This window comes from Henriciella barbarensis, assembly GCF_003576345.1.
In the GTDB taxonomy this organism is placed as follows: domain Bacteria; phylum Pseudomonadota; class Alphaproteobacteria; order Caulobacterales; family Hyphomonadaceae; genus Henriciella; species Henriciella barbarensis.
Map to the genome: position 1 here is coordinate 81,378 of NZ_QWGB01000003.1, position 25,379 is coordinate 106,756.

Sequence of the window (25,379 nt, forward strand, 5' to 3'; positions counted from 1 at the left end):
GGAGAAACCGGCATGAGCCAATACAGGTCAGACTTCCTGAACACGCTTGAGGCCCGCGGCTATATCAAGCAGGTCACGCATCCAGTGGAGCTCGATGCGTATTGCGCCAATGGTGTGCCTGTCGCCTATATCGGTTTCGACGCGACCGCAGACAGCCTGCATGTTGGGTCACTTCTGCAGATCATGATGCTGCGCCACCTCCAGAAGGCAGGTGGCAAGCCGATTGTCCTCATGGGCGGCGGCACGACCAAGGTTGGCGACCCTACCGATAAGGAAAAGTCCCGGCCTCTACTCACCAATGAACAGATCGAAGAGAATATCGCAGGAATCAAGAAGGCTTTCGAACCCTTCCTGACCTTCGGCGACGGGCCGACAGACGCTGTCATGGTCAATAATGACGACTGGCTGAGCAAGCTTGGCTATGTTGATCTTCTTCGCGAGGTGGGTGTCCACTTCACGATCAATACGATGACCAAGCAGGAAACGGTGGCTCGCCGACTGAACAATGAGCAGCCCTACACCTTCCTCGAATTCAATTACCTGATCATGCAGTCCTACGACTTCCTTGAACTGTTCCGACAGCATGAGTGCCGCCTTCAGATCGGTGGATCAGACCAGTGGGGCAATATCGTTGGTGGTGTCGACCTTGTTCACAAGGCCGATGGCGGCGACGCTTACGGTCTCACGGCCCATCTCATCACGACAGCGTCTGGGGGCAAGATGGGCAAGACTGCCGATGGTGCCGTCTGGCTGAACGCTGACCGGAAGTCACCGTATGAGTACTGGCAATTCTGGAGGAATACGGAAGACGCCGATGTCGGTCGCTTCCTTCGCCTCTTCACCGGTCTGTCCCTCGACGAGATTGCGAAGCTGGAAAGCCTCGAAGGGGCTGAGATCAATCAGGCCAAAATTGCGCTCGCGAATGCGACCACGACCTTGCTGCACGGTGCTGATGCGGCGCAAGATGCCGAGCGCGCAGCGTCGGCAGTCTTTGGCGCTGGAAGCCGCGACGAAGCGCTTCCAACGACAAATATCGCACGCAGTGAACTAGAGGGCGGCATCCTGGTTGCAGCCGCATTCGCTCTGGCTGGGCTCTCCAAATCGAATGGCGAAGCTCGTCGTCTCATCAAACAGGGTGCAGTTCGCATAAACGACGATCTTGTCAGCGATGAGAACGCGACGCTCACCGCTGCGGATCTTGGCGAAGGCGATGCAGTGAAACTGTCGGCGGGCAAGAAACGCCATGCGCTCTTGAAAGCATTCTGAGTATTTAGGGGCCGGTTTTAAGTTTTAGTTCAATGTCAGAGAACTGAGACCTGAAGCGGCCCTCATGCTTTTCGCTTAGTCCCACAACAAGATCAGTACGGCCATCAGACTGCACCTGTTCTTGAGACACGGCTCCATACTCGAAAAGCCAGGCCCGGGCCGCCCCCTCACTTGGTGCAAGCCGCACCGCAAATGTCTTGAGTTCATCCTGAATTGAGTGCTGCACGAGTGCGAGCAGATCGTCTATTCCCTCCCCAGTTAATGCGGAGGTGATCACCGCTGGCGTATCGTGAACGCCAGTGTGCGCGGATATGCGCAACGTTTCCTGAATGTCCTCAGGCAGTAGATCGATCTTGTTCCAGGCCTCAATGATCGGCGGAAGTGGTCTCTCGCTTTCTTCTTCCAGTCGGCGCAGAACAGACAAGACATCCTGTTTGCGGGCCTCATCAGAGTCCTCGGACCGGTCGCGTACATGAATGAGAAGATCAGCTTCCAGCGTCTCTTCCAGGGTGGCGCTGAAGCTGTCGACAAGATGGGTGGGCAGGTCCGTGATGAAACCAACTGTATCGACAAGCGCAGCGTCGCCCAGACCTGGAAGTTCCAGTCTACGTATAGTCGGATCCAGCGTTGCAAAAGGCATGTCACGAGCAAAGACGTTCGCGCCAGTCATGCGGTTGAACAACGTCGACTTGCCAGCATTGGTATATCCGACAAGAGCAATGACCGGAAAGCCAGCATCGCGCCTGCCAGAACGCTGAAGCCCACGCGTCCGGCGCACTTCTTCTAGATCAGACTTTAGCGAAGCGAGTTGACGATCCAGCATACGGCGGTCGGCCTCAAGCTGGGTTTCGCCAGGGCCACTCAAAAAGCCCTGGCCGCCGCGTTGGCGTTCAAGGTGCGTCCAGGTGCGAACGAGGCGTGAGCGCTCATAGGAGAGGCGCGCCAGCTCAACCTGCAACTTGCCCTCCCTGGTGCGGGCACGAAGTCCGAAGATTTCCAGAATGAGTCCCGTCCGGTCGATGACCTTGCAGCTGAGCGATCGTTCAAGGTTGCGTTGCTGCACCGGGGTCAGGGCCGCATCAATGACGCATAAAGTGCACGCAGAAGCGGCAATATCTTCACGAAGGCGTTCGAGGATACCGCCGGACAGAAGGTGAGACGCACTTGGCTTGCGAACATTCTCCGGGCGCAAAAAAGCGAGGTTGCAGCCCAGAGCTTCGACCAAACCGGAGGTTTCCGACAGCCTTTCGCGGTCGGGCCTGTCGACAGGCATAGTCCAGGGAATGATGACGCCGGCCCTATCCGGTACCGGCGTTCTATCGATCAGTTCGCTGCTCAATCCTTGTCCGCGCTTGTTTCCTCATCGAACAGCTGCACCGGGGCGCCAGGCGCAATCGTCGAGATGGCATGCTTGTAGACAAGTTGAGGTGGACGTCCGTCTCCGCGCAATAGAACGCAGAAATTGTCAAACCAGGTAACCACGCCTTGAAGTTTTACGCCGTTCACCAAGAAGATGGTGAGGGGCGTCCGTGATTTCCTGACCGCATTGAGGAACGTGTCCTGCAGGTTCTGTTTTTTATCCGACGACATGGTCTTTATCCGTATGCTGGCGCTGTTCGCTATGCGTTTTCGCAGGCGCTATCCGGATTGCCCGAGTATTGCAAGTCCCGGCTGCCTACCGACGCCAAAATGAGATGGTCAGGAGTGGAATCAACGCGAGAACTTCCAGCCTGCCCAATATCATACCAAATATCGCCAGCACTTGATAGAACGTTGCGTCTTCCAGCTGGGCCTGAGGGATTAACTGCCCCGAATTCGTCAGACTACCGAATGTCGTCGATAGCGCGTCTTCGAATCCAAGTCCCGCGAGGGAAAACAGCAGTAAACCGATTACCACAGCTATGATGTAGGCTACGAGATAGACCCAGATACCCATCAGTGTTCTATCGGACTGAATGCGCCCCCTGAATTGAAAGTGCACCAATGATTCACGGTATCCCATGCGCAGAAATTCCTGTCCCACCCTCCTGAAGAGAACGTAGAGGCGGGCGAGCTTCATCCCACCAGCTGCTGAGAGCGCAGCCCCCCCGACCATACATGGCGCGACTTGCACGAGGAGCGGCAGGTCCCGTGTGGTTTCGCGCGCGACGAGCGCAATGCCGCTGGTGGACAGGCTCGAGAGGGACCAGCCAATCGCGTTCAGTCCCGCAAGACCGCACGCAAGGCCGATAGCCGTGAAGACGATGATGGCGAGACCAAAAGCTAGCGTTTCAGCATCAAACGCGGCAGCGCGCCAATCGCGGTTTGCGATTTGTATCATGAAGAAGAGACCAAGCGTGCCTAGAATGAGACCCAGCGATAGCGCAAAGGACCGTGCCCCGTTTACAATGTCTGTTGACGCACTGCGGGGATCCGCCAAGCCAGTTGTCAGCGCACTGACGGCGTCCAGGAATGCGGTGCCGACAGGAAGCCCCCCGACGACCTCCAGCACGAAAACGATGAGTAGGCAGACTCCGAAGTAAACACTTGTGATCCGCATGACGCGCGGCATCGAGTCGAAGAAACTCTCATCTGAATGGCTGAAAAGCAGCGTCCTGTGGATGCCAGGGCCATCAAGACTGAGAGCAGCAAGCACGGTGGCTGCAAAGGTAATGGTTGCAAGAGCGCCCGCCAGATGTAGAAGCGCGCGCCAGAAGAGAATCGAGTCGGGCAGCACCGTCGTCTGTGGATCAAATACCGAGTGACCGGTCGTCGTAAGGCTGGATACAGCCTCGTGAAGCGCTGCGACCGCACTCTCATTCGGCAGCCCCATCAGGAAGGGTGGTGCGCAGGCAATCCCAGCAAAAACCCAAAAGAACACCATGAAGGCGAGACCATCAGATGGCTGAGCCCGCCGTTGTGGTCGATCAATCATTACGATAATAGCCGCGCACACGGTCACCACAAGCGTTCCGGTTGTCAGGAAGACACGGAACTGGGCCCACTCCCCTGCGAGGACGGCAAATACCGCAGATAGCACCATGGCCATCACGAGACCGAAGCCGCTGAATGCGAGCATGCGGATGATGGCGGGATAATTCATGCGGGCCGTTTGTCCTCCCTGTAGACTATAGGGCCGATGCTAGAAGAAGTCGGCGCTGACGCGGAAGAATTGTTCCACCTTGCTAGTCATGGAGCCTTCATAGAAGAGCAACGCATGGTCGTTCGCCCTGACGGTGACCTCGCTCGAAGCAAATATGACCTCGCCATCGCGCAAGACGGCGGCGGCTGTAATGCCTTTGGGAAGGTCGTCATAGCCAAGTGACTTGCCGATCAGAGGCGACGTATCAAGCGTTACGCCTTCCGCGATCTCTGCGGCGCCGTCTTCCAGTGATTGGAGAGCCAGAATTCGTCCACGGCGCATCTTCATAAGAACGCGCGAGACTGTCAGCGCCCGCGGGTCGAGCACGGCATCAAGCTTCATCTCGCGCGCAAGTCCCGCCAGCTCTGGTGCATTTACTAGTGCGAGAGCCCGCTTCGCTCCCATTTGCTTTGCGAGCTTGGAGATGAGGATGTTGGTCTTGTCGTCATGTGTTGTTGCGATGACGAGATCAGCTGTCGGGGCGTCTGATTCCTCAAGGATGTACCGGGTCAGGCCATCGCCATGGATAACGATCGTTCGTGACAGCTCCGCTGCTGCGCGTTCAGCGCGCTCGATTTCAGACTCGATGACGCGGACCCGGACGCCAGTCTGTTTTTCCAGTCCCTTGGCAACGTAAAGACCAACATTGCCCCCACCGACGATGACGACCCGGCGCATTTCCGGCTCAGGCCTGTTGAAGATGCTGTTCAGCCTGTGACTGTGTGACTTCAGAACAGCGACATAGGCGGTGTCACCCGTCTTTAACTGGTCGTTCCCGCGCGGCGCGAAAACATGGCCCGCCCTATTGATGCCAACGATACGGGCACTCAAGCTCGGGAAGAGTCCTTGAATCTGGTCAAGCGCAGTATCGAGCACCGGACTGTCATCCAGAACTTCAATGGCAACGAGTTGAACGTCGCCGCGCCCAAAATTTACGCTCATGATTGCGCCCGGCGTGCTGAACCGCTGCAGGATTGCGTCTCCGACCTCGATTTCCGGAGAGATCACGAGGTCGATGCCAAGCCCTTCGCGAGAGAAGAGCTGGCGATAGCCGAATTGAAGATACTGCTGGGCTCGTATCCGTGCGATTTTGTTCGGAATATTAAACAGCGTGTCGGCCACCTGACAGATGACCATATTGATCTCGTCCGAATACGTGACTGCGATGATCATATCACAATCGTTGCCACCCGCCGCTTCCAGGACTTCCGGATGTCCTGCGTGGCCAACCACGCCGCGAACATCGAGCTCAGTCTGCACGACATCGATGAGCTTGGTGTCCTGATCGATCATCACAATGTCGTGGTTCTCAATAGCGAGACGCCGCGCAATGCCTTGGCCGACCCGCCCGGCGCCGCAGATGATGACACGCATAGCTAGATGTCCGTCCGTGAAGCTGACGCATTCACACCAAGCGCTTTAAGCTTTCTGTGCAGGGCTGACCGCTCCATGCCGATGAACTCGGCCGTACGTGAGATATTGCCATCAAAACGGGTAATCTGCAGTGAGAGGTACTCCCGTTCAAACTGCTCTCTTGCATCGCGCAACGACAAACCGACCAGATCGGCCGATGCTGTCGGGCTAGCGCCCTTTGCTAGGCCACTTCTTTCCTGTGGCAATTCATCAACCGACACAGGTCGTTTGGCGTCGTGTGGGGACAGAATGAGGATGCGCTCTACGAGGTTTTTGAGCTGCCTCACATTCCCAGGCCAGTCCATAGACTGGAGCACGGCTATGGCCTCAGCTGAAAAGGTCCGTGCGTTGAGACCGGAGCTGTCTGCAATCCGGCCTGTAAAGTGACCGATCAAAGCAGGAATATCGTCACGCCTTTCAGCGAGCGATGGTACTCTGATGGGGACCACGCTCAGTCTGTAGAAAAGATCCTCGCGAAAGCGCTGCGCATCGATTTCTTCTTTCAGGTCCTTGGTCGACGCCGACATGACCCGCACGTCGACGTGGACGTCGGATTTCCCACCAACCCGTTGGAAACGTTGCTCTGTCAGTACGCGCAGAATTTTGTTCTGCGTGCCCAGCGGCATGTCCGCGACTTCATCCAGCAGCAGTGTGCCCGTGTGCGCTTTCTCAAAGAAGCCGATCCGACGTGGGCGTCCGTCATGATCCTCCTCGCCAAATAGCTCCTGCTCCATCAGGTCGGGCGCGATATTTGCTGCATTCACTACGACGAAGGGGCCGTTCTGTCTGTTGGATTGTGCATGGATCAGGCGGGCAGCGAGCTCTTTGCCTGCGCCGGCAGGACCGGTGACCAAGACTCGTGAATTAGTCGGGCCGACCTTGTCGATAGAGGCGCGAAGCGTTGCTGCGGCCTGGCTCGACCCGATCCAGTCTTCGCTACTGACAACCATGTTACGAAGCGAAGCGTTTTCGCGCTTCAATGAGGTCGACTCGATTGCGCGTGCCACAAGGTGAAGCAGTCGGTCCGACTTGAAAGGTTTTTCGATGAAGTCATAGGCACCGCGTCGGATGGCAGCGACGGCTGTCTCTATATTGCCGTGGCCACTGATCACGATGACGGGGATCAGCGGATCGATGGATTTGATGAATTTCAGCACGGACAGGCCGTCCATGTCGCTGCCCTGCAGCCAGACGTCGAGAATGATGAGGCCCGGTGCACGTTTGCGCACTTCCTCGAGCGCCTTCGCAGCTGTCGCCGCGCTGCGCACAGCGTAACCTTCATCTTCAAGAACGCCGGAGATCAGGTCTCTGATATCGGGTTCGTCGTCGACAACAAGAATGTCCGTGGTCATGAGAGAGCCTCCGTGGTCTCTGGTTCGGCGAATTCATCGAGATTGGCTTGTTTTGGCAAAGTGATCCTCACTTTTGCGCCACTGCGTGACTCATCACGCTCCTGAAGCTGAATCGCGCCGCCATGATCGACAATGATCCGGTTCACGATAGCAAGTCCAAGGCCAGTGCCTTTTTCGCGTGTAGTCACATAGGGCTCGAGCAGGCGCTCACGGGCCTCCTCCGGAAATCCTGGCCCGTTGTCTTCAATGATTATGGTGATGAAGTCCTCAGTATCCTCAGTCGTGATCTCGATTCCGCCCTTGGCTTCGTCATTCTCGGGGCGCCGCTCGATAGCTTCGGCCGCGTTCTTTACGATATTGCCAATTGCCTGACCGAGAAGTCTCTCATCTGCAGAAATGATCAGCGGTTTGCGCACGTGTTTAATTTCGACATCAATGTCCGGACTGACCACCTGTTGCGAGAAACCGGTTTCATCGATCAACTGAGCGAGATCGAAGCTCTCAAGCGTTGGCTTCGGCATTCTGGCAAAGCCCGAGAACTCCTCGACCATCCGCCCGATATCACTCACTTGCCTCAGGATAGTATCCGTACACTTGTCGAACACCGTATCGTCTTCCGGTATGTACTGACTGTAACGTCGGCGAATGCGTTCGGCAGAGAGTTGTATCGGCGTAAGCGGGTTCCGAATTTCGTGCGCAATTCGTCGGGCGACATCACGCCAAGCAAGCTGGCGCTGCGCCGTGACGAGGCGCGTGGCGTCATCGAATGTCAGTACAAGACCACCTGTCGAATCTCTCGCCGCCTTCAACCTGAAATGACGCGCACCACCGGCCGTTCTCATATCCAGCGACGCATCAATGGGTAGCCGCGTTGCCATCGCCTCTTCGACATGCGGCATGAAAGCCGGAGCAATTTCTGACAAGTGGCAGCCGTCAATTGGCGGCTCGGCCTCAAGAAGTTTCTGCGCCGATGGATTGGCCAGCGTAACAACGAAGCTCTCATCAATACGGATGACGCCGGCACTAACTTCCTCGAGCAGCGTTTCCAGGAATAGCCGCCTGTCCTCCGCTTCCTCGCGTGCATAGATCAGGGCGGAGCGCTGCGCACCAAGCTGTTCGGTCATGACATTGAACGAACGCGTCAGCGCGCGCACCTCATCTTCGCCCTGTGGAAGCGGCACGCGGATATCAAGGTCGCCGTCGCGCACCGACTGAGCTGCATTTGCGAGCCGGCCGATCGGTCCTGTGATGCGGCTGGCTGCCTCCAGTGCCAGACGAATGGCCATTAGCAGAACGAGCGCTACGATCTGCCCGTAGGCAACGAAAAAGAGCGCCTGGGATCGTGAGCTCATATCCCCTGCAATACGGTACTCCTCAAGCGCCTGCTCTGCTCGGCGAAGGCGCGCGAAGGCGTCCCGGTCCAGTGGTTTTGCGAGATAGAGATAAGCGTTCTCCATCCCACCCAGCTTTATAAGCGAAGTGGTGAAGCCTTCCGCCTCGAACAGTGAGAGGTAAACCTCTCCAGCGTCAGCTTCATCAAACATGTCGGGCGTCGGGCGCCTGTAGAGGCTGTCATTTGATGCATTCTCACCAATCGCGAGCGGCCGACCCTCACGGTCGATGACATACCCCACCCGCATGTTCCGGATGAGGGCCTGCATGCCGAGATAGGAGGAAAAAGCCTCCGGCTCTTGTGTCAGGCCCTCCAGCGCATTGTTGATGTCAGACGCTGCCAAGCGCGTATCCTCTTCTAGCGCATCGCTGTACTCGTCGACATTCTCGCGCGCGACCGTGGCGGTTTGTTCAACCAGCGTGAAGACACGTTCGCCGAACCAGGTATCGAACCCTCTGGAGATTGCGGCCCAGAGGAAAACAGACACCACGAGCGCCGGGATAACGGCGGAGAGGCTGAAAAGCAGCAGAAAACGGCGCGCCAGCCGGTTACCCTCTGCGCCTTTCTCAAGAGTACGCGAAGCACGATAACGTTGCACCACGATAATGCCGAGCGTGATGATGATGAGCGTGTTGGCGATGATCATCGCCTGAACGTCTCGGCTGACGGGTTCGATCGGATCCATGCCCGATACGGCAACGAACGTCACGGCCGCGGCCAGGAATGCTGCCACAAGGAAAAGCCACTGAAACAATGCCCAGCCTGATCGCGGCTTTCCGGGTGCGGTGGTGTCGACCAAACTGTACCTCGCTCGTGCGGCTGTGCTCAAACCGCAACACTGAGGCCATAAAGCAACACTCGTGCCATGGTCAATTAATCGTCTGCGAGACCTAGTTGGTTGATCCGCGACCGAAGCGTGTTCCGGTTCACTCCAAGCAGCGCCGCTGTTCTGAGCTTGTTACCCGAAGTCACTGACAGGGCGAGCTTTATCAACGGTCGCTCGACCTGCTCCATGATCTTTCGATGAATGTCGCTGTCGTCCGGGTCTGCCTGCAGAAGGTCGGCCATGACGTATTTGTGCAGCAGTGTCTCGACTTCCTTCTCGAAGTTACCGGAAGACGAAATGTCTTTCAACGCCTCTGACCGGAGCTCCCGTTCGACATCGCGCTGGGAAATGACAGGGTCTGGGCTGAGTGCAGCAAGGCGCATGATGAGATTCTCAAGCTCACGTACATTTCCCGGCCAGTCATACGCCATGATCAGGTCCATCGCCGCTGGTTCGACCTGCTTGTTGGGCAAGCCCTTACGCTGTGCACGGATCAAAAAAGCTCTAACGAGTTCCGGAACGTCTTCCTTGCGCTGTCTGAGTGGCGGCATGAACACGCGAACGACATTTATGCGATAGAACAGGTCTTCCCGGAAGCGGCCCTCTTCCACCAGAGCACTTAACGGTTTGCGCGTCGAAGCAATGATCCGGGCGCCCCCCGCCTCACGCATAAGCTTCACGAGCTGGGTCTGGGCCTCGGCCGGAAGGTCGCCAATTTCATCAAGATAAAGCGTCGCGCCGGGATCGAAAGCAATGCCAGGATTATCCGGCGCCCCGAACAGGTCTTCGCTGATGCGGTCGGTCGGCATAGCCGCGAGGTCCAAAGCCCTGAACGGCCCTTTCTTGTCGCTCTGAAGCTCATGAATGGCCTGAGCGGCCAGCTCCTTACCGGTTCCCGACTCGCCCTCGATGAGCACCGTAAGGTCGGTGTTCATCACTCGCGAGATGATCCGGTAGACATCCTGCATCGGTTCAGAACGTCCGATAAGCGGAAGGCTCTGCTCGCCGTTTGTTTTCAATGCCTCAGTCGCGGCCGCATCCTTGCGGAGCGGTGCTTTCAGGGCGCGGCCCACAAGACCCGTCAGCTGGTCGATATCAAACGGCTTCGGAAGATAATCGTATACGCCGTGACGCGCAGCCGAAGCGGCCGTGAGAATGGTGTTCTGACCGCTCATCACGATCACGGGGAGGTCTGGGCGCGCCAGTCGTATGGATGGCAGAACTTCGAATATGGCGGTATCGCCGAGATAGACATCCGTGACGACCACGTCGCCTTCACCATTGCGCACCCAGCGCTCCAGCGCGTCCACGGAACTTGTGGCGCGCACCTGGTAGCCGGCGCTCACGAGCGTCTGATTGACGACGAGCCTGATACTCGCATCATCTTCAGCGAGCAGGACGGTTTTCTGTGTCATTGGACGGTATCCCGTTTCATTGGCAGGAAGACCGAGAACTTGGTCTGCCCGGGTTTGCTCTCGACTTTTATGCGACCTTCGTGAGCGGCGACCACCTCGGATACGACGCTCAGGCCAAGACCTCGTCCGCCCGCCTTGGTGGAACTGAACATGTCAAACATCTGGTCACGCGTTTCAGAGCTGATGCCCTTGCCATTGTCTTCAATAGTGATGCGAATTGCGCGCTGAAGGCGTCTAGCATTGCGTTTGCTGGAGAAGGCGAAGCCTGTCTCAAACGCTGTCTGAAGAGTTACCTGCCCCTGGCCTGCCGTTTCGCTTGCCGCTTCAGCTGCATTGCGCACAATGTTCTGGAAGGCTTCGTGCAGGTGATCCTCGTCGCCAAGTATCTCTGGTAGCGATGGATCATAGGCACGCTTCAGCATGATCTTTCCACCATGCGCGGCCTCTTCTGCGATCAGGATCTTGTCCAGCAATTGGTGGATATTGAAGCGGTCCCGCCGCGGCGCGGAGAAAAGCTCAAACGCGGAAAGCCGACTGACCAGGCGCTCTATCCGGCTTGCCTCACTCTTGATGATCTCAAGCAGCGGAACTTCGTCATCCTTGGCATTGCGCAGCAGGAGTTGGGCAGCCCCCGAAATGCCTGCGAGCGGGTTTTTGACTTCGTGCCCCAAGATACGCCCGAACCCTGAAATCCCCACGGCGCTGTCAGACGGATCGCGCACCAGGGCTTCGGCAATGGCGAGAATGATCGTGTCTTCTGGCCCGGGTCTGAGACGGATATCGTATAGCTTACTCCGAACGGCCGATGGGCCGGCGATCGTCAGGCCGTGTGAAGAGATATCGCCCTCTTCGCTCGTCACCCTGTCGAGCAATTCAAACAAAGGCGAGTCATGATACACGAACTCACTGAGATTGTGTCCCTGCAAGCTTGCTAGCGAGTGGCCAAGGATGATCTGTGCTTCGGTGTTCGCCGATATGATGTTCCGGCGGTTGTCGATCTGAAGAATAGCGACGGGAATAAGATCCGAGAGGTTGGTCTTCTCGTTCATGCTGCGACCTGCGCACTGTCTGCAAAGAGCTCGTTGAGGAACGCGTAGAGCGGCATGGGTTCGTCAAAGCCGCACGCGCGCGCACGCAACTCCCGCCGCACATCGAGGCTCCAGTTGCCATTCAGGTGGTCCACTGCCGCCGAGATATGCTTGCGCACAATGCGTAGACCAAGCGTTTTGCCGTAAAGGGCCATGCTGTCTTCGATCTGCTCGACCAGACTATCAAGCTTTTCCGCTTCATTCGGCTCTTGCCAGTCATCTCTCTCTGCCAAGTGAGCAGAGACTTGTCCAAGAAGCCAAGGACGCCCCATCGCTGCGCGTCCGATCATCACACCATGAGCACCTGATTGTTCTAGTGCGGCATCGGCCGTCTCACAGTCGTCGATGTCGCCATTGACGATTACCGGAAGATCGATGGCGTCGACCGTATCATGCACACGCCTCCAATTAGCCGTGCCCTTGTAGAACTGACAGCGCGTTCTCCCGTGAACCGCAACCATGCATAGTCCGGCCGCTTGCGCGTACTGTCCCAGCTCGGGCGCATTGAGCATCTCATCATCCCAGCCAAGACGCATCTTCAGGGAGACAGGCAGGCCGTGTGCCCCTTCCAGGGCGGCATCGATAATGGCCTTTGCAAGGTCCGGCTCTTTCATGAGCGCAGACCCCGACTGACCGCCGGTAACCTGCCTCGAGGGACAGCCCATATTGATGTCGATCTGATCGACACCGGACTCTGCGAGTAACTCTGCGCCGCGCCGCATATCATCGGGACGGCGGGCGGCCAGTTGTACGATCCAGCGCCCCCGGCCCTCATGCCTGCATGTGCGCCGCACAACATCTGGGCGCGCGACTGCCAGCGTCTCGCCTGCAACCATCTCTGAAACTACGGCCTCCGCACCGAAGCGTACGGCCTGTCTGCGAAAAGCTGCATCAGTCGACCCTGACATAGGGGCCAACCAGACGCGCTCTGCCAAAGATTGGGGCATCTCTTCCATAGAATTAGTTTGAACACTTTTTTGCTCTGCACAATAGTTGCGCATTAGTGCCGCTGACGCTGCAATAAATCATGTGGCCAATCTGCATCAGCAGGAGTAAGTCCCTGCTCTTATGAGAATTCATGCGATCATCGTTGCCGCCGGTTCGGGGAGCCGGACTGGTCGAAAACTGCCCAAGCAATTTGAGAGCCTTGCTGGCAAGCCCGTCTATCGCTGGTCGCTGGATACATTCCTTGCTGATGAGCGGATTGATACGGTCTGCCTCGTTCTGCCAGCCGGTCACCTGAATGAAATTCGGGCCGAAACACCGGGGGGTCACCGCCTTTCACTGGTTGCTGGCGGCGGGGAGAGGTCGGAGTCTGTACGGAGTGCCGTGCAGGCGCTGACTCCAGCCGATGACGACATCCTTCTTGTTCATGACGCTGCGCGCCCCGGGCTCGAAACCGATACGATCACTGCGCTGCTAAAAGCTATGGAAATACATAGTGCGGCGGCCCCTGCCCTACCCATGATCGATGCGTTGAAGCGTCGATCTGGCAGCACGCTCGAGACTGTGAATCGATCAGATCTTTACCGGGTTCAGACGCCACAGGCCTTCAGGGCGGGCGTGCTCGCTTCAGCGCTGTCGCACAATGGCAGGAATTTCGTTGATGACCTCGAAGCGGTAGAAGCACAGGGTGCATCTGCTGCCCTGATTGAAGGAAGCGAACGACTAAGCAAAATTACGTTTGCGAGCGACTTCGACAAGATGGGAGAAATGATGGACCGCCAGAAGACAGAATTCAGGTTCGGCACCGGCTTTGACGTTCACGCGTTTGAGCCCGGCCCCGGTGTCATGCTCTGCGGCACGTTTATCGAGCACGACGCGCGCCTGAAAGGCCATTCCGATGCCGACGCCGGCTGGCACGCTCTGACAGATGCCATTCTGGGCGCTGTCGCGCTCGGCGATATCGGCGATCACTTTCCGCCGACTGATCATCGATGGAAAGATGCCGATTCCGGCGTGTTTCTTCGCCATGCCATCGAGCTCGCTCGCGAAAAGGGCTGGGAAGTCTCCCATTGCGATGTCACGCTCATCTGTGAATCACCGAAGATAAAACCGCACCGCGCAGAGATGAGGCGGCGGACCGCGGAAGTTGTTGGGCTTGCGCTCAATGCCGTGAGCATCAAGGCAACCACGACTGAAGGTCTCGGCTTCACGGGGCGCCGGGAGGGCATTGCCGCGCAGGCTGCCGCGACGCTTCGCAAGATCTGTTAGGAGAATCCAATGTTTCCAGACCGCCTCCGCAACCTTTGCCTCCTGACAATGGACGAAGCGCGAGAGCGCCGCGTAAAGATCGCTTCCGCTGAGTCGTGTACAGGTGGCCTCATCGCGGCGTTGTTCACAGAGTTTTCAGGCTCCTCGGACGTGTTCGAGCGGGGCTTCGTCACCTATTCCAACCGGTCCAAGGAAGAAGTGCTCAACGTGCCGGGCGATCTGATCGCCGATTATGGCGCAGTCTCGGAAGCAGTTGCCCGACTAATGGCAGAAGGTGCGCTGGAAGCCAGCCGCGCGAACCTGGCAATTGCCGTAACAGGCGTAGCCGGCCCCGGTGGCGGCACGCCTATGAAGCCAGTTGGCACGGTTCACATTGCCTGCGCACGCGAGAACAAGGCCGTACTTCACGAAGCCTGCTATTTCGGAGACATCGGTCGCCATGAAGTCCGTATGGCGACGATTGAAGCCGCGCTTAACATGATACGCCAGCAAATTCCCTGAGCGCCTATGTGCGTCTTGCGCCATACCTGCGGTCAGCCTCGTCAATGAATGACGTCATGATCTTATTCACCGCAAGAGAGGTATTTGCCTTGGCGAGGAGCGCGAGAATCGGATTGCGAAACTCATAATCAATAAAAAAGTCGACCACCGTCCCAAGCTCGCCGTCAGGTGACATCTTCCATCTGTTCTGAAGCTTCTTAAATGGGCCACGTGCTAGCGAAACCTCAACGGTCCTGTTGGCGTCGTTAGCTGCCACATCAGTCGCGAAACGTTCGGAAAACCCCTTGAAGCCGACATCGACTTCACCGCGATATTTGCGAACGCCGTCCTCTTCGCGTTGCCCGCTTACGTTCATTGTCCGAATCCACTTGATGAATTCGGGATAGCGCTGGATGTCAGCGACCAGATCGTACACCTCGTCGGCGCGATGTTCGATCACCAGCTGTTTTGAGAGGCGCGGCAAAGGCTGCTCCTACTGATTGGCGGCCTGTCTCGCCGCTTTCATCTTCGCGAAGTCCTCATCGGCGTGATAGCTCGACCGGGTCAGTGGAGATGCGGAAACCATGAGGAAGCCCTTGGAGCGGGCAATTTCCTCGTAAGAGCTAAATTCATCTGGGTGAACAAAGCGATCAACGGCGGCATGCTTGCGTGTCGGCTGCAGGTATTGACCAATAGTCAGGAAATCGATGCCGGCGGAACGCATATCGTCCATCACCTGCATGACTTCTTCCTTGGTCTCACCGAGCCCAACCATCAGACCAGACTTCGTGAACTGGTTCGGATCGCGCATCTTCACACGTTCAAGCAGACGCAGCGAATGATAGTAGCGCGCGCCCGGCCGGATTGAAAAATAAAGGCGGGGAACTGTTTCGAGATTGTGGTTGAAGACGTCGGCTTGCGCATCAATGACCGCGTTTTCCCAGCCATCCTTGCGAAGAAAGTCGGGTGTCAGGATCTCGATCGTCGTGCCAGGTGAAGCTTCACGGATGGCGCTGATTACGTTCACAAAATGCAGCGCACCGCCATCTTCAAGGTCATCGCGGTCGACCGACGTAATAACGACGTGCTGAAGCCCCATTTCCTGGACCGCTTCAGCAACGCGGCGCGGCTCATCCTCGTCAACCGGTGATGGCTTTCCAGTCGATACGTTGCAGAATGAACAGGCGCGGGTACAGACTTCACCCAGAATCATCATTGTTGCGTGCTTTTTGTCCCAGCACTCACCAATGTTCGGGCATCCAGCTTCCTGGCACACCGTCACGAGACCTTTGGATTTCACGATCTCCTGCGTATCGCGGAAGCCTTGGCTCGTCGGCGCCTTCACACGTATCCAGTCGGGCTTGCGCAGCACAGGCGTATCCGGCCTGTTGCGCTTCTCCGGATGCCGGAATTTCTGCTTGCTCTCGATCAGTGTAACCATGCGGCATAGATGGACCGATGAGCCCCCGTCATCAAGCTGCAATATCGCAAGGCCGCAATGACCTACTGCCCTGAGCGAGTTGCCTTTATCACTCTCTGTGACATTTTGTGACACTGAGTTTAGAAATCACAATGCCGAAGCTTGCTATGACATCAGTTCCAGAACCGATCCAATTCAACCTGAAGCGAACGCGGACCGACATCTTCTCTGCCTTTATGCGGGCCCGGAAAGAGTTTGGCGGCTCAACCGTGGCCATTGTCGATGGCGATGAGCGGGAACTGACCTACACAGAGATTGCCCGGGCCGCCTTCGCACTTGGTTCGGCGATTCGCGGCAAGACGGCTAAAAACGAAGTACTCGGCATCATGCTGCCGACCGGCGCAGGTGCCGTGATCGCGTTCCTTGCTGTTCTTGCTGCCGGTCGTATTCCGGCGATGCTGAACTTCACGGCGGGCTCGGCAAACATCCGCTCCGCCATGCGCGCGGCGGAGGTGTCGAAGATCATCACGGCCAACAAGTTCATCGAACTTGGTAGCCTCGAGCCGCTTGTCGAAAGTCTGAGCGAAGACGCAGAGTTCATTTACCTTGAAGACGTGCGCGAGAACCTGTCTCTCACCGACAAGGCAAGGGGTGCCATTGGTCCCCTGTTTCCATCGCTCGTCTACCAAGGGCCAGATCATAAGAAGACCGGCGTCATCCTGTTTACTTCCGGAACTGAGGGAGAGCCAAAGGGTGTCGTCCTGAGCCACCAGAACATCGTCGCGAATGTGGAACAGGTGCGCGCCCATATCGGTCTCTCGCCAGAGAAGGATTCGGTGTTCAATCCGCTGCCGACTTTCCATTGCTTCGGTCTGACAGTCGGTGCGTTGCTGCCACTCATCGCGGGCGTGAAAGCCGTATTTCACCCTACCCCGCTTCAGCCGCGCGAAATTGCCAAACGTATCCGACAGACCGGTTCAACCATCTTGCTTGCGACCGACACGTTCATTTCCCAATACGCTCGTGCAGGCGAGGAAGGCGACATGAGCAGCGTCCGTCTCGCTGTATGCGGCGCTGAACGCGTGCGCGATGAAACTCGCCAGCTCGTTCGCCGCAAATTCCAGATCGAGATCCTCGAGGGTTATGGCGCAACAGAAGCTTCGCCTGTCGTCGCAGCAAACAGCGTTGAAATGAACAAGCCTGGCACTGTTGGCCGCCTTATGGCCGACATGGAATATGAACTTTTGCCGGTCGAGGGCATCGAGGATGGCGGCAAGCTACGCATTCGCGGCCCGAACATCATGCAGGGCTATATGCGGGCTGACAAGCCGGGGGTGCTGGAGCCGCTGGACGAAGGGTGGCACGACACCGGTGACATCGTGGCAATCGACAAGGATCGCTGCATTCGTATCCAGGGCCGCGTAAAACGTTTTGCAAAGATTGGCGGCGAAATGGTCTCGCTTGCTGTTGTTGAGAACTGTGCCAGCGCTATCTGGCCGGATGACATGCACGCGGCGGGCGCTATTCCTGACCCGCGCAAGGGCGAACAGGTCGTGCTTCTTACGACATCAGGAGAAGCGAACCGAAGCGAGATACTGGCCTGGTCGCAATCGCACGGCGTTTCGGAACTTTCCGTCCCCCGAAAGGTCTATCATGTCGATGACATACCGGTGCTTGGGACCGGCAAGATTGACTATGGCGCCGTGAACCAGCTGGTTCGCAAACTCAGCGATGCCTGAGCGTCAAAGTTAGATACGAGTTTCGCCACGCGAAAATCACATTCTTGCTGTTCAAAGCGCCAGACAAACAAAGGCAGGCAAGAATCCATGTTGCGCAAACTTCTCATCGCTACTTCCATTATAGCTGGAACGACGTTCAGCGCCGCTGCAGATACCGACAAAAACGTCCTCGGCTGGCTTGAGCACGTGCGGATTGCTGATCTTGATATTCAGCTTGATGCCAAGCTTGATTCAGGCGCCAAGACCTCGTCCATTCACGCCGTCATCCTCAATGCGCCCTCCCGCAAGGACTGGGACGACGAAGACAAGTCGCGCGACATTGTTTTTAAAGTCATCAATGAGGACGACGAAGAGCGCACGATCGAGACAGAGATTGTCCGCTGGGCTGCCATCAAGACCAAGCGGGGCGGCCTGATCCATCGGCCGGTTGTCGAGCTTGAGTTCTGTCTCGGTGGCCTTCTCATCGAAGATGAGGTCACGCTCGCCGATAGAGGCAACTTCAACTACGAGACGCTGATCGGCCGTAATATGCTTGAAAAAGCAGACATCGTCGTCGACGCAAGTGAAATCTATACGAAGCGGGCACGTTGTTCTAAGTAGTCGGGCCGTTGGGGTTTAAGGGCGACTCGGAGCTGATTTTTGAAACGCACTCAATTGCTGATTATCGTGGGCGCGCTTATCGCGGCCGCGCTCGGCATATTCTCGTACAAGGTCACGCGCCTCGGTTTTCCGGTCGTGCCGAATCTCGATTCCGATACATGGACAATTGAGGCGAAAGTTTCATTCCGCGGGCGGGGCGACCCGGTTACCCTTCGTCTCGCCCTTCCAAACTCCGAAGGCCAGTTCACTGTTGTCGACGAGACTTTCGTTGCCTCAGGCTTTGGCGTTGAAACCGATACAACTGAAATTGGCCGTCAGGCGGTTTTTGAACGCCGGGCGCAAGACGGAAGCGCTGTGCTTTTTTACAGTGCCAAGCTGATAGCTGTTGATCAGCGTTATGCCGATGACGCCCGCCCCACGCCTGAAGCAGTATCTGACTACCGTCGATCCGAACGCCGCCGCGCGATTGAGGAGAACGCGACACCGCTCTTGGTCGCACTGGATTCGATCCTCACCGAAGCGCTTGAGAAGTCGGCAGGTGAGCGAAGTTTCATTACACAGTTGGCCCGCCTGAGCGCCGACGAGGATGAAGACCGTATCTCGACGATCATCGAAGGTGGTCCCCCTGAAATTTCGAATGCATCCGACAGGCTCGTTTTTTTGCTAAACGCAGCGGGTACGCCGGCCCGGCATGTTCAGGGCATTATTCTCGACACGGACACTCGCCAGGCACCACTTACGACGTGGGTAGAGTACTGGTTGGGTGAAACCTGGGTCAGTGCGAACGGTACCACTGCGGAACCCCTGAACGATGCCCGTACCCTTCCCATCGTCTACGACAGACAACCAATTGTGGCCGGTGATGGCTTCAATCGTGTCGGCGTATCCTGGTCGGTGGCACGGAACTTCGAGAGCCAGCTGTCCCGTGCCATGGAGCGCGGCTCTGAATTTGCGCCCTGGGTGAACGCGACGTCCCTGCTCAGTCTGCCGATTGACCTTCAACTCGTCTTCCGCGTGCTTCTGCTGATCCCGTTAGGCGCCTTGATCATCGTCATTCTTAAGCAGGTCATCGGCATGCCCGCTTTCGGCACCTTCATGCCCGTGCTGATAGCGCTCGCATTCCGCGAGACACAACTGTTTACCGGTATCGCCCTCTTCACCGGTATCGTGGCGGTCGGCCTTCTGCTCCGCGCTTACTTCAATCAGCTCCAATTGCTTCTGGTCCCGCGTCTCGCAGCAGTCCTGATCATCGTGACTTTTGTCATGATGTTCATCGCGCTTGCGGGTGAAGCGATGGGTATCCAGACCGGCCTCTCCATCTCACTCTTCCCGCTTGTCATTATAACAATGACCATCGAGCGCATGTCGCTGACCTGGGAAGAAGACGGAGCGACAGAAGCAATGAAGAAGGCGCTAGGATCGCTCGCCGGTGCCATTCCGGCGTATTATATCCTCACCAGCGAATACATTGAACACTTTGCAATTGTCTTCCCTGAGCTGCTGCTCATCGTGCTCGCTGTCGTGCTGCTGCTCGGCCGGTACACTGGTTACAAAGTGACGGAGTATTACCGCTTCAAGGTCCTGGCGAATGCAGGCGACAAGACCTCATGATCGGTTTCGGTCCGATATCCAAATTGGCTCGGTCCGGCGTGCTCGGTATGAACAGCCGGAACCTGGACTTCATCGCGGCTTATAATCCGAGGCGCTTCTACCCTCTCGTAGACGACAAGGTCATCACCAAGAAGCTTGCCATCGAAGCAGGCGTGACAGTGCCGGAGCTGTATGGCGTAATACGTTATGGCGGCGAGATGAACCTGCTCGAAAAGATCGCAGAAAAGCATCGCTCGTTTGTTGTGAAGCCGTCCAATGGATCAGGCGGCGGCGGTATCATGGTGTTCAACGGTGTAGCGAAAACAGGACTTCGCCGCATGAATGGCCAGATCATGTTGTGGTCCGACATCCGCTACCATCTCAACAATATGCTGAGCGGTATGTTCTCGATGGGGGACGGTTCAGATCAGGTGATGGTCGAAGAACGCCTCGTTCCACATTCGGCATTTTCGAAGCTCGCTTTTGGGGGCGTGCCTGACGTTCGCGTGATTGTTTTTCGTGGCATACCGGTTATGGCGATGCTGCGTCTTCCAACCGCCGAGTCTGACGGGAAAGCCAATCTTCATCAGGGTGGCATCGGCGCAGGCATCGACCTGGTGACCGGCATTACGACGCGCGGCGTTCAGCACAATGACTCGGTGGATGTTCATCCTGATTTCGAAACTCCAGTCCGTGACTTTCAGGTGCCATCCTGGCCGGAGATACTCGATCTCGCCAGCCGCCTCGGCCACCATATTGGCCTGGGCTATGTCGGTGTGGATATCGTAATCTGCGAGCACAAAGGGCCAACTCTCCTCGAACTGAATGCCCGCCCGGGTATCGCAATTCAGACCGCTAACCTCAGGGGCCTGCGCCCGCTTTTGCTACCTATCCACAAGCTCCCATCGGTACCGGAAGATGTACATCAGCGGATCGAGATCGCCCACGCCAACTGGAACGGAGAATCCCTGGAGCGATTTCTCGCCCCAGGTGAAGAGATGCGCCGCCACTAAACCGTGCGCGCCGCCTTGTCCTTGTTATTTTGAGCTTCAATCGCGTCGCGCGCAGCTTTCCACTCCTCATCGCCCCATTGCGTCAGCTGGGCGAAATTGCCGCCCGATGCGTTGTACATCGCACCATCAATCGCAATCGTCTGGCCGTTCACATATTCTGCGCCAGGCGCCATTAGGAAGACGGCCAGGTTCACAAGTTCATGCATATCGCCAACGCGGCCCATCGGGTTCGCTGCGCTTGAATCGCGGCTCTCGCCACCTTCTGTCTCAGGTGAAAGCCGCTTGGACATGCCTTCGGTCGGAAATGGGCCTGGCGCAATCGCATTGAAGCGAAGACCATAGCGACCCCATTCGACGGCCAGGCTCTGCGTCATGGTGTTTACCGCAGCCTTGGACATTGCAGACGGGACCACGAATGGGCCGCCATTCCAGACCCATGTCGTAAGGATGGACGTTACATTCCCGCGCTGCTTCTGCGTAATCCAGCGTTTGCCGATATCGTGGGTCATGTAAAAGCTGCCGCGAAAGACGATGTTCGAGATCGCGTCGAAGCCGCGAATCGAGAGGTCTTCTGTCCGCGAAATGAAGTTACCAGCCGCGTTGTTCACCAGACCGGTCAGCGAACCGTGTTTTGACCAGATAGCATCGTTCATGTCTGTAATGGCTTCTGCCACCCGGATATCGCACGCGTGCGGAACGACTTTTCCACCATGGCTGGACATCAGCTCTTCCGCTGTGTCCTCACAAACTTTGCCGCGGCGCCCACAGATGTGAACTTCAGCGCCAAGCTTCAAAAAGCCTTCCGCCATTTCCTTGCCGAGACCGGTGCCGCCGCCGGTTACGAGCACCCGTTCGCCATCCATGAGGCCCGGCTTGAACATCAGCTTGTCTATATCCACGAATAGTCTCCCTTTATCGTCTCAGGAGAGCTTAGTTCGCGAAGCTATTTTCGAAAGGGCAAACTCGCTAGGCGCCACAAAAGAAACGCCGGCACCACGATTGCCGCACCGGCAAGGAATGGCTTCCAGAGCGTACTAAGCAGCCAAAGAATGCAATTGTACAGGCTCTGGATGACGCCCCAGACCGCGCCTCTGAAATTCAGATTGTCGCTGGTCGGGTCAAGATCAAGCGAAAGCAAGAACATGCCAAGGAGTACGCTCGCCGCGACCAGTCCAGCGACCTGAATCGGGCCAACGGAAAACAGGCGTCTTTGCAGCGAGCGTCGAGGCTTGGAAGCTGTGGGGCCGTTGCCCCCCGGCTCTCCAATTTTGGTGACGACCGGCGCTTCCACCGGGCCTGTGTCTGCCATTGCCTCAATACTTTCCTGATTGCGGGGCTAGCTCGCCACTTTCTGGACCAGTGTGCGATGCGGATAGGGAATGGAAATACCCTGCGCATCGAACTCTTCCTTCACCTTCTTGGTGATAGCGAATTTGAGGTCCCAGAGGTCCGTCGCGGCGCACCACAGACGGCACGTGATGTCGACAGAACTATCGCCAAGATTGGTTACCTTCACGAATGGCTCGGGATCACGGAAGACACGTTCATCAGCGTCGACAAGCGTCTGGATTATGCCCAGTGCCTTGTCCATGTCGTCATCATAGTCGATGCCGAAAACGATATCGCAGCGGCGGGTATCGTAGCCGGAATAATTCTTGATCACGCCATCGATGGCTTCGGTGTTCGGAATGATGATCTTCACATTGTCCAACGTCGCGAGGATGGTTTGGAACAGGTTGATTTCCTTCACCGTACCAACCTGACCGGCGATCTCGACAAAGTCACCATTCTTGTACGGGCGGAACAGCATGATCATTACGCCCGATGCGATATTACCCAGAGCGCCCTGCAGAGACAGGCCGATAGCAAGGGTGAGCGCACCAAGGACGGCAACGAAGCTGGTCGCCTGAACGCCAAAGACTTGCAGCGAGGCGATGATTACCGCGGCTGTGACAAACCAGCGGACCAGAGACCCGAAGAACGCACCCAGCGTTTCATCTACACCGGCGCGCTTGGTCGTCTGCTTACGGACGAGGTTTGAGAGCCACCCTGCGATCCGCAGCCCAATAACAAGGACAACCAGCGCGCCGAGCACTTTAAGAGCTCCGCTAACCAGTACCGGCCAATATTCAGCCATAAGCGCGTTAAAATCGATATTCTCTAGCTGTTCCATGTAGACCTCTTTTTGCCACAGCCTCAGCTAGGACAAAATCCTGAGATTACAAACGCCAGCGCCGTCCATTAGCAGAAGCTGGGTGATCTTGCGCAAGAAGCTTCCGGTCAATCATGTGAACCTGCTTCTCCCCTGCCGCGAAGGCTATCCAGCCGTCTGCGAAGTGGCGTGTAACCGCGTCGTCCAGGATGTTCAGCCCGCCTGTATAAGCGCCCATGGATGGCATTATCAGACGGTGCCCGTCAGTGATGAAGCATTTGCGGCGCATGGCCCTGCCCCGTCCGGCCACGCGTGCGACGGGGTGGAGGTGTCCTGATATCTCGCCGGTCTCCCCGGTTGGTTCGTGGCGAAAGACGCAGTCGCCCAACCGGAACGTCTTCGCACCGCGTCCGCCCAGATGCGCCGGAGGATCCGGATCGTGGTTTCCTTCAACCCAGACCCAGTCTGTCCGCGCGGTCAGGGCGCGTATACGCAGGCGTTCAGCGGGGGAAAGCCGCGCTTCTGCAGCCGGGTCGTGAAAGCTGTCTCCGAGCGAAACAACACAGTCAGGCGCGAATTCGTCGACCAACGCTTCGACCACTTTCAGCGTCACACTGGTGTCGTAAGGCGGCAGGAGCTGGCCGCGCCTTGCGAAGCTGGATCCCTTCTCGAAGTGCAGGTCAGAAACGATCAGCGTCCGGCGCGCTTCCCACCAGAGGCCCCCCTGTGCAAGCGGCGTCATCAGCTCACCGCGATGGTGCAGCTGCAGTGTATAGGCGGTGTTTCTGAGGGGTGCCGACATGTGCAGAAACATGCCGGGCGCCGCCTCCAAGGTCAATTTGCCAAGAACCGTCCGGCTGCACGCCGGGCTTTCTTTGCTACATGTGCAGAACGCGCCCCTGCGAAGCGAGCACGCTCTCATGCATCATCTCTGACAGGGTCGGGTGCGGGAAGACGGTATGCATCAGTGTTTCTTCGGTAAGCTCGCCTTCGCGCGCGATGACATAACCCTGAATGAGCTCGGTCACCTCTGCGCCGATCATATGCGCGCCGAGCAGTTCGCCAGTCTCCGCATCGAAAATCGTCTTGACGAGCCCCTCAGCAGCACCAAGCGCAATCGCCTTACCATTCCCGATGAACGGGAACTTTCCGACCTTGACCTTATGGCCAGCTTCCTTTGCTTGGGCTTCAGTCATGCCGACGCTGGCAATCTGAGGGTGCGAATAGGTACAGCCAGGCACATTCCAGGCGTCGAAAGCATGAGCATCCTCAGCGCCTGCTATGCCCTCAACGCACATGACGCCTTCATGGCTGGCCTTGTGCGCCAGCCATGGCGCGCCCGTAAGGTCACCAATCGCATAGAGGCCATCGACGCCCGTGCGGCCAAAGCCGTCGACCAGAACGTGGGTCTTCTCGATCTTCACACCGAGCTCTTCGAGCCCAAGTCCTTCAACATTACCGACTATGCCGATTGCCAGGATCACCCGGTCGACCTCAAGTTTCTCGGTCTTATCGCCAGACGAAATATCGGCCGTTACCTTGCCGTTCGCCTTCTTCAGCGATTTGACCTGCGCGCCCGTGCGGAACTTGATGCCCTGCTTTTCGAACTGCTTGCGAGCGAGGCCAGATATCTCCTCGTCTTCAACTGGCAGGATCCGGTCCACGGCCTCAACGACAGTCACATCGCTTCCAAGCTCATTGTAGAAGCTTGCGAACTCGATCCCGATCGCACCTGAGCCGATCACGAGAAGCTTCTTCGGCGTTTCCTTCGGCACCATCGCTTCGCGATAGGTCCAGATGAGGTCGCCATCCGGCTCAAGCCCAGCCTGAGGAATGGCGCGGGCCCGAGCCCCCGTCGCAAGAATGACATTCTTCGCTTTGTATTCCTTAGACTTTCCGTCCTTGTCTTTCACCGAAACTGTCGGCGCGGGCTTGCCCTTCTTGAGGGAGGCTTCGCCCATGATGACGTCGATCTTGTTTTTCTTCATCAGATGGCTGACGCCGGATGAAAGCTGCTTTGCAACGCCGCGCGACCGCTTCACGACAGCCTCTAGGTCGAAATCCGCCTTGTCGATTTTCAAGCCGAAATCCTTGGCATTGTTCGCGTAATGGAGGACCTCCGCGGAGCGCAGCAGTGCCTTGGTCGGGATACAGCCCCAGTTGAGACAGATACCGCCCAGGCTTTCGCGCTCGACGATCGCTGTCTTCATGCCAAGCTGGCTTGCGCGGATCGCGGCAACATAGCCGCCAGGGCCGGAGCCGATGACGATGAGATCATAGTCAGCCATTCTTGGCCT

23 protein-coding genes are annotated in these 25,379 nt (G+C 57.2%); 7 read left to right on the forward strand and 16 right to left on the reverse strand.

Annotated elements, in window-relative coordinates; all coding sequences use genetic code 11:
• Window positions 1–12: 12 nt before the first annotated feature.
• Complete coding sequence (gene tyrS, locus D1224_RS00795) at window positions 13–1,266, forward strand: tyrosine--tRNA ligase (RefSeq protein ID WP_119378041.1); 1,254 nt, start codon at window positions 13–15, stop codon at window positions 1,264–1,266.
• Window positions 1,267–1,270: 4 nt separating this feature from the next.
• Here the strand turns inward: tyrS and hflX are convergent, their stop codons facing one another.
• The 9 genes from hflX to D1224_RS00840 all read right to left on the reverse strand — a co-directional run bounded on the left by hflX (window position 1,271) and on the right by D1224_RS00840 (window position 12,782).
• Window positions 1,271–2,605: a GTPase HflX gene (gene hflX, locus D1224_RS00800; protein WP_119378042.1), complete on the reverse strand. Its 1,335-nt coding sequence runs from the start codon at window positions 2,603–2,605 to the stop codon at window positions 1,271–1,273.
• Entirely contained in the window at window positions 2,602–2,856 is a 255-nt protein-coding gene (gene hfq / locus D1224_RS00805) for an RNA chaperone Hfq (RefSeq protein ID WP_018147228.1), read from the reverse strand. Before hfq ends, hflX begins: the two co-directional genes overlap by 4 nt.
• A gap of 85 nt (window positions 2,857–2,941) precedes the next feature.
• A complete protein-coding gene (locus D1224_RS00810) occupies window positions 2,942–4,348 on the reverse strand; it encodes a potassium transporter TrkG (protein WP_119378043.1) in 1,407 nt (468 codons plus the stop codon).
• A gap of 39 nt (window positions 4,349–4,387) precedes the next feature.
• Complete coding sequence (gene trkA / locus D1224_RS00815) at window positions 4,388–5,761, reverse strand: Trk system potassium transporter TrkA (RefSeq protein WP_119378044.1); 1,374 nt, start codon at window positions 5,759–5,761, stop codon at window positions 4,388–4,390.
• Window positions 5,762–5,763: 2 nt separating this feature from the next.
• Entirely contained in the window at window positions 5,764–7,152 is a 1,389-nt protein-coding gene (gene ntrX, locus D1224_RS00820; RefSeq protein WP_119378045.1) for a nitrogen assimilation response regulator NtrX, read from the reverse strand.
• A complete protein-coding gene (locus D1224_RS00825; RefSeq protein WP_147372296.1) occupies window positions 7,149–9,344 on the reverse strand; it encodes a sensor histidine kinase NtrY-like in 2,196 nt (731 codons plus the stop codon). Before D1224_RS00825 ends, ntrX begins: the two co-directional genes overlap by 4 nt.
• 74 nt (window positions 9,345–9,418) lie before the next feature.
• Window positions 9,419–10,786 (reverse strand): sigma 54-interacting transcriptional regulator, encoded by a 1,368-nt coding sequence (locus D1224_RS00830; protein WP_119378047.1) that lies wholly within the window; start codon window positions 10,784–10,786, stop codon window positions 9,419–9,421.
• Window positions 10,783–11,835, reverse strand: a complete 1,053-nt coding sequence (locus D1224_RS00835) for a two-component system sensor histidine kinase NtrB (protein WP_119378048.1) — start codon at window positions 11,833–11,835, stop codon at window positions 10,783–10,785. Before D1224_RS00835 ends, D1224_RS00830 begins: the two co-directional genes overlap by 4 nt.
• Window positions 11,832–12,782, reverse strand: a complete 951-nt coding sequence (locus D1224_RS00840; RefSeq protein ID WP_233350338.1) for a tRNA dihydrouridine synthase — start codon at window positions 12,780–12,782, stop codon at window positions 11,832–11,834. Before D1224_RS00840 ends, D1224_RS00835 begins: the two co-directional genes overlap by 4 nt.
• A gap of 160 nt (window positions 12,783–12,942) precedes the next feature.
• Between D1224_RS00840 and D1224_RS00845 the strand changes: the two genes are divergently transcribed.
• Window positions 12,943–14,088, forward strand: coding sequence for a bifunctional 2-C-methyl-D-erythritol 4-phosphate cytidylyltransferase/2-C-methyl-D-erythritol 2,4-cyclodiphosphate synthase (locus D1224_RS00845; protein ID WP_119378050.1), 1,146 nt, complete (start codon window positions 12,943–12,945; stop codon window positions 14,086–14,088).
• Window positions 14,089–14,097: 9 nt separating this feature from the next.
• Window positions 14,098–14,589, forward strand: coding sequence for a CinA family protein (locus D1224_RS00850; protein ID WP_119378051.1), 492 nt, complete (start codon window positions 14,098–14,100; stop codon window positions 14,587–14,589).
• Between the two features lie 4 nt (window positions 14,590–14,593).
• Here the strand turns inward: D1224_RS00850 and D1224_RS00855 are convergent, their stop codons facing one another.
• Together D1224_RS00855 and lipA are read right to left on the reverse strand one after the other, a co-directional pair.
• Window positions 14,594–15,052, reverse strand: coding sequence for a type II toxin-antitoxin system RatA family toxin (locus D1224_RS00855; protein ID WP_119378052.1), 459 nt, complete (start codon window positions 15,050–15,052; stop codon window positions 14,594–14,596).
• A 9-nt stretch (window positions 15,053–15,061) separates the two neighbouring features.
• Entirely contained in the window at window positions 15,062–16,009 is a 948-nt protein-coding gene (gene lipA / locus D1224_RS00860; protein ID WP_119378053.1) for a lipoyl synthase, read from the reverse strand.
• A 131-nt stretch (window positions 16,010–16,140) separates the two neighbouring features.
• On the opposite strand from lipA, the gene D1224_RS00865 reads away from it, so the two are divergent.
• The 4 genes from D1224_RS00865 (at window position 16,141) to D1224_RS00880 (ending at window position 20,930) form a co-directional block, all read left to right on the forward strand.
• Entirely contained in the window at window positions 16,141–17,727 is a 1,587-nt protein-coding gene (locus D1224_RS00865) for an AMP-binding protein (RefSeq protein WP_233350339.1), read from the forward strand.
• Between the two features lie 87 nt (window positions 17,728–17,814).
• Window positions 17,815–18,327: an ATP-dependent zinc protease family protein gene (locus D1224_RS00870; RefSeq protein WP_119378054.1), complete on the forward strand. Its 513-nt coding sequence runs from the start codon at window positions 17,815–17,817 to the stop codon at window positions 18,325–18,327.
• Between the two features lie 39 nt (window positions 18,328–18,366).
• Window positions 18,367–19,938, forward strand: a complete 1,572-nt coding sequence (locus D1224_RS00875; RefSeq protein WP_119378055.1) for a UUP1 family membrane protein — start codon at window positions 18,367–18,369, stop codon at window positions 19,936–19,938.
• A complete protein-coding gene (locus tag D1224_RS00880) occupies window positions 19,935–20,930 on the forward strand; it encodes an alpha-L-glutamate ligase-like protein (RefSeq protein WP_119378056.1) in 996 nt (331 codons plus the stop codon). Before D1224_RS00875 ends, D1224_RS00880 begins: the two co-directional genes overlap by 4 nt.
• Here D1224_RS00880 and D1224_RS00885 read toward each other — a convergent pair.
• The 5 genes from D1224_RS00885 to lpdA form a co-directional block, all read right to left on the reverse strand.
• Entirely contained in the window at window positions 20,927–21,829 is a 903-nt protein-coding gene (locus tag D1224_RS00885; protein ID WP_119378057.1) for an SDR family oxidoreductase, read from the reverse strand. The two genes, D1224_RS00880 and D1224_RS00885, sit on opposite strands and share 4 nt — an antisense overlap.
• 44 nt (window positions 21,830–21,873) lie before the next feature.
• The gene (locus D1224_RS00890) at window positions 21,874–22,239 is read right to left on the reverse strand and encodes a DUF6460 domain-containing protein (RefSeq protein WP_119378058.1); all 366 of its coding nucleotides are present in this window, start codon (window positions 22,237–22,239) and stop codon (window positions 21,874–21,876) included.
• A gap of 27 nt (window positions 22,240–22,266) precedes the next feature.
• The gene (locus D1224_RS00895; RefSeq protein WP_119378059.1) at window positions 22,267–23,103 is read right to left on the reverse strand and encodes a mechanosensitive ion channel family protein; all 837 of its coding nucleotides are present in this window, start codon (window positions 23,101–23,103) and stop codon (window positions 22,267–22,269) included.
• Between the two features lie 46 nt (window positions 23,104–23,149).
• Complete coding sequence (gene pdeM, locus D1224_RS00900; RefSeq protein ID WP_119378130.1) at window positions 23,150–23,884, reverse strand: ligase-associated DNA damage response endonuclease PdeM; 735 nt, start codon at window positions 23,882–23,884, stop codon at window positions 23,150–23,152.
• Between the two features lie 76 nt (window positions 23,885–23,960).
• Window positions 23,961–25,370 carry a dihydrolipoyl dehydrogenase gene (gene lpdA, locus D1224_RS00905; RefSeq protein WP_119378060.1) on the reverse strand — a complete coding sequence of 470 codons (1,410 nt, stop codon included), beginning with the start codon at window positions 25,368–25,370 and terminating at the stop codon, window positions 23,961–23,963.
• Window positions 25,371–25,379: the final 9 nt, after the last annotated feature.

Coding starts and splice junctions, on each gene's coding strand:
- tyrS (WP_119378041.1), top strand. CDS start 13: ATGAGCCAATACAGGTCAGACTTCCTGAACACGCTTGAGGCCCGCGGC.
- hfq (WP_018147228.1), bottom strand. CDS start 2,856: ATGTCGTCGGATAAAAAACAGAACCTGCAGGACACGTTCCTCAATGCG.
- D1224_RS00810 (WP_119378043.1), bottom strand. CDS start 4,348: ATGAATTATCCCGCCATCATCCGCATGCTCGCATTCAGCGGCTTCGGT.
- trkA (WP_119378044.1), bottom strand. CDS start 5,761: ATGCGTGTCATCATCTGCGGCGCCGGGCGGGTCGGCCAAGGCATTGCG.
- ntrX (WP_119378045.1), bottom strand. CDS start 7,152: ATGACCACGGACATTCTTGTTGTCGACGACGAACCCGATATCAGAGAC.
- D1224_RS00830 (WP_119378047.1), bottom strand. CDS start 10,786: ATGACACAGAAAACCGTCCTGCTCGCTGAAGATGATGCGAGTATCAGG.
- D1224_RS00835 (WP_119378048.1), bottom strand. CDS start 11,835: ATGAACGAGAAGACCAACCTCTCGGATCTTATTCCCGTCGCTATTCTT.
- D1224_RS00840 (WP_233350338.1), bottom strand. CDS start 12,782: ATGTCAGGGTCGACTGATGCAGCTTTTCGCAGACAGGCCGTACGCTTC.
- D1224_RS00845 (WP_119378050.1), top strand. CDS start 12,943: ATGAGAATTCATGCGATCATCGTTGCCGCCGGTTCGGGGAGCCGGACT.
- D1224_RS00850 (WP_119378051.1), top strand. CDS start 14,098: ATGTTTCCAGACCGCCTCCGCAACCTTTGCCTCCTGACAATGGACGAA.
- lipA (WP_119378053.1), bottom strand. CDS start 16,009: ATGGTTACACTGATCGAGAGCAAGCAGAAATTCCGGCATCCGGAGAAG.
- D1224_RS00865 (WP_233350339.1), top strand. CDS start 16,141: ATGCCGAAGCTTGCTATGACATCAGTTCCAGAACCGATCCAATTCAAC.
- D1224_RS00870 (WP_119378054.1), top strand. CDS start 17,815: ATGTTGCGCAAACTTCTCATCGCTACTTCCATTATAGCTGGAACGACG.
- D1224_RS00880 (WP_119378056.1), top strand. CDS start 19,935: ATGATCGGTTTCGGTCCGATATCCAAATTGGCTCGGTCCGGCGTGCTC.
- D1224_RS00890 (WP_119378058.1), bottom strand. CDS start 22,239: ATGGCAGACACAGGCCCGGTGGAAGCGCCGGTCGTCACCAAAATTGGA.
- D1224_RS00895 (WP_119378059.1), bottom strand. CDS start 23,103: ATGGAACAGCTAGAGAATATCGATTTTAACGCGCTTATGGCTGAATAT.
- pdeM (WP_119378130.1), bottom strand. CDS start 23,884: ATGTCGGCACCCCTCAGAAACACCGCCTATACACTGCAGCTGCACCAT.
- lpdA (WP_119378060.1), bottom strand. CDS start 25,370: ATGGCTGACTATGATCTCATCGTCATCGGCTCCGGCCCTGGCGGCTAT.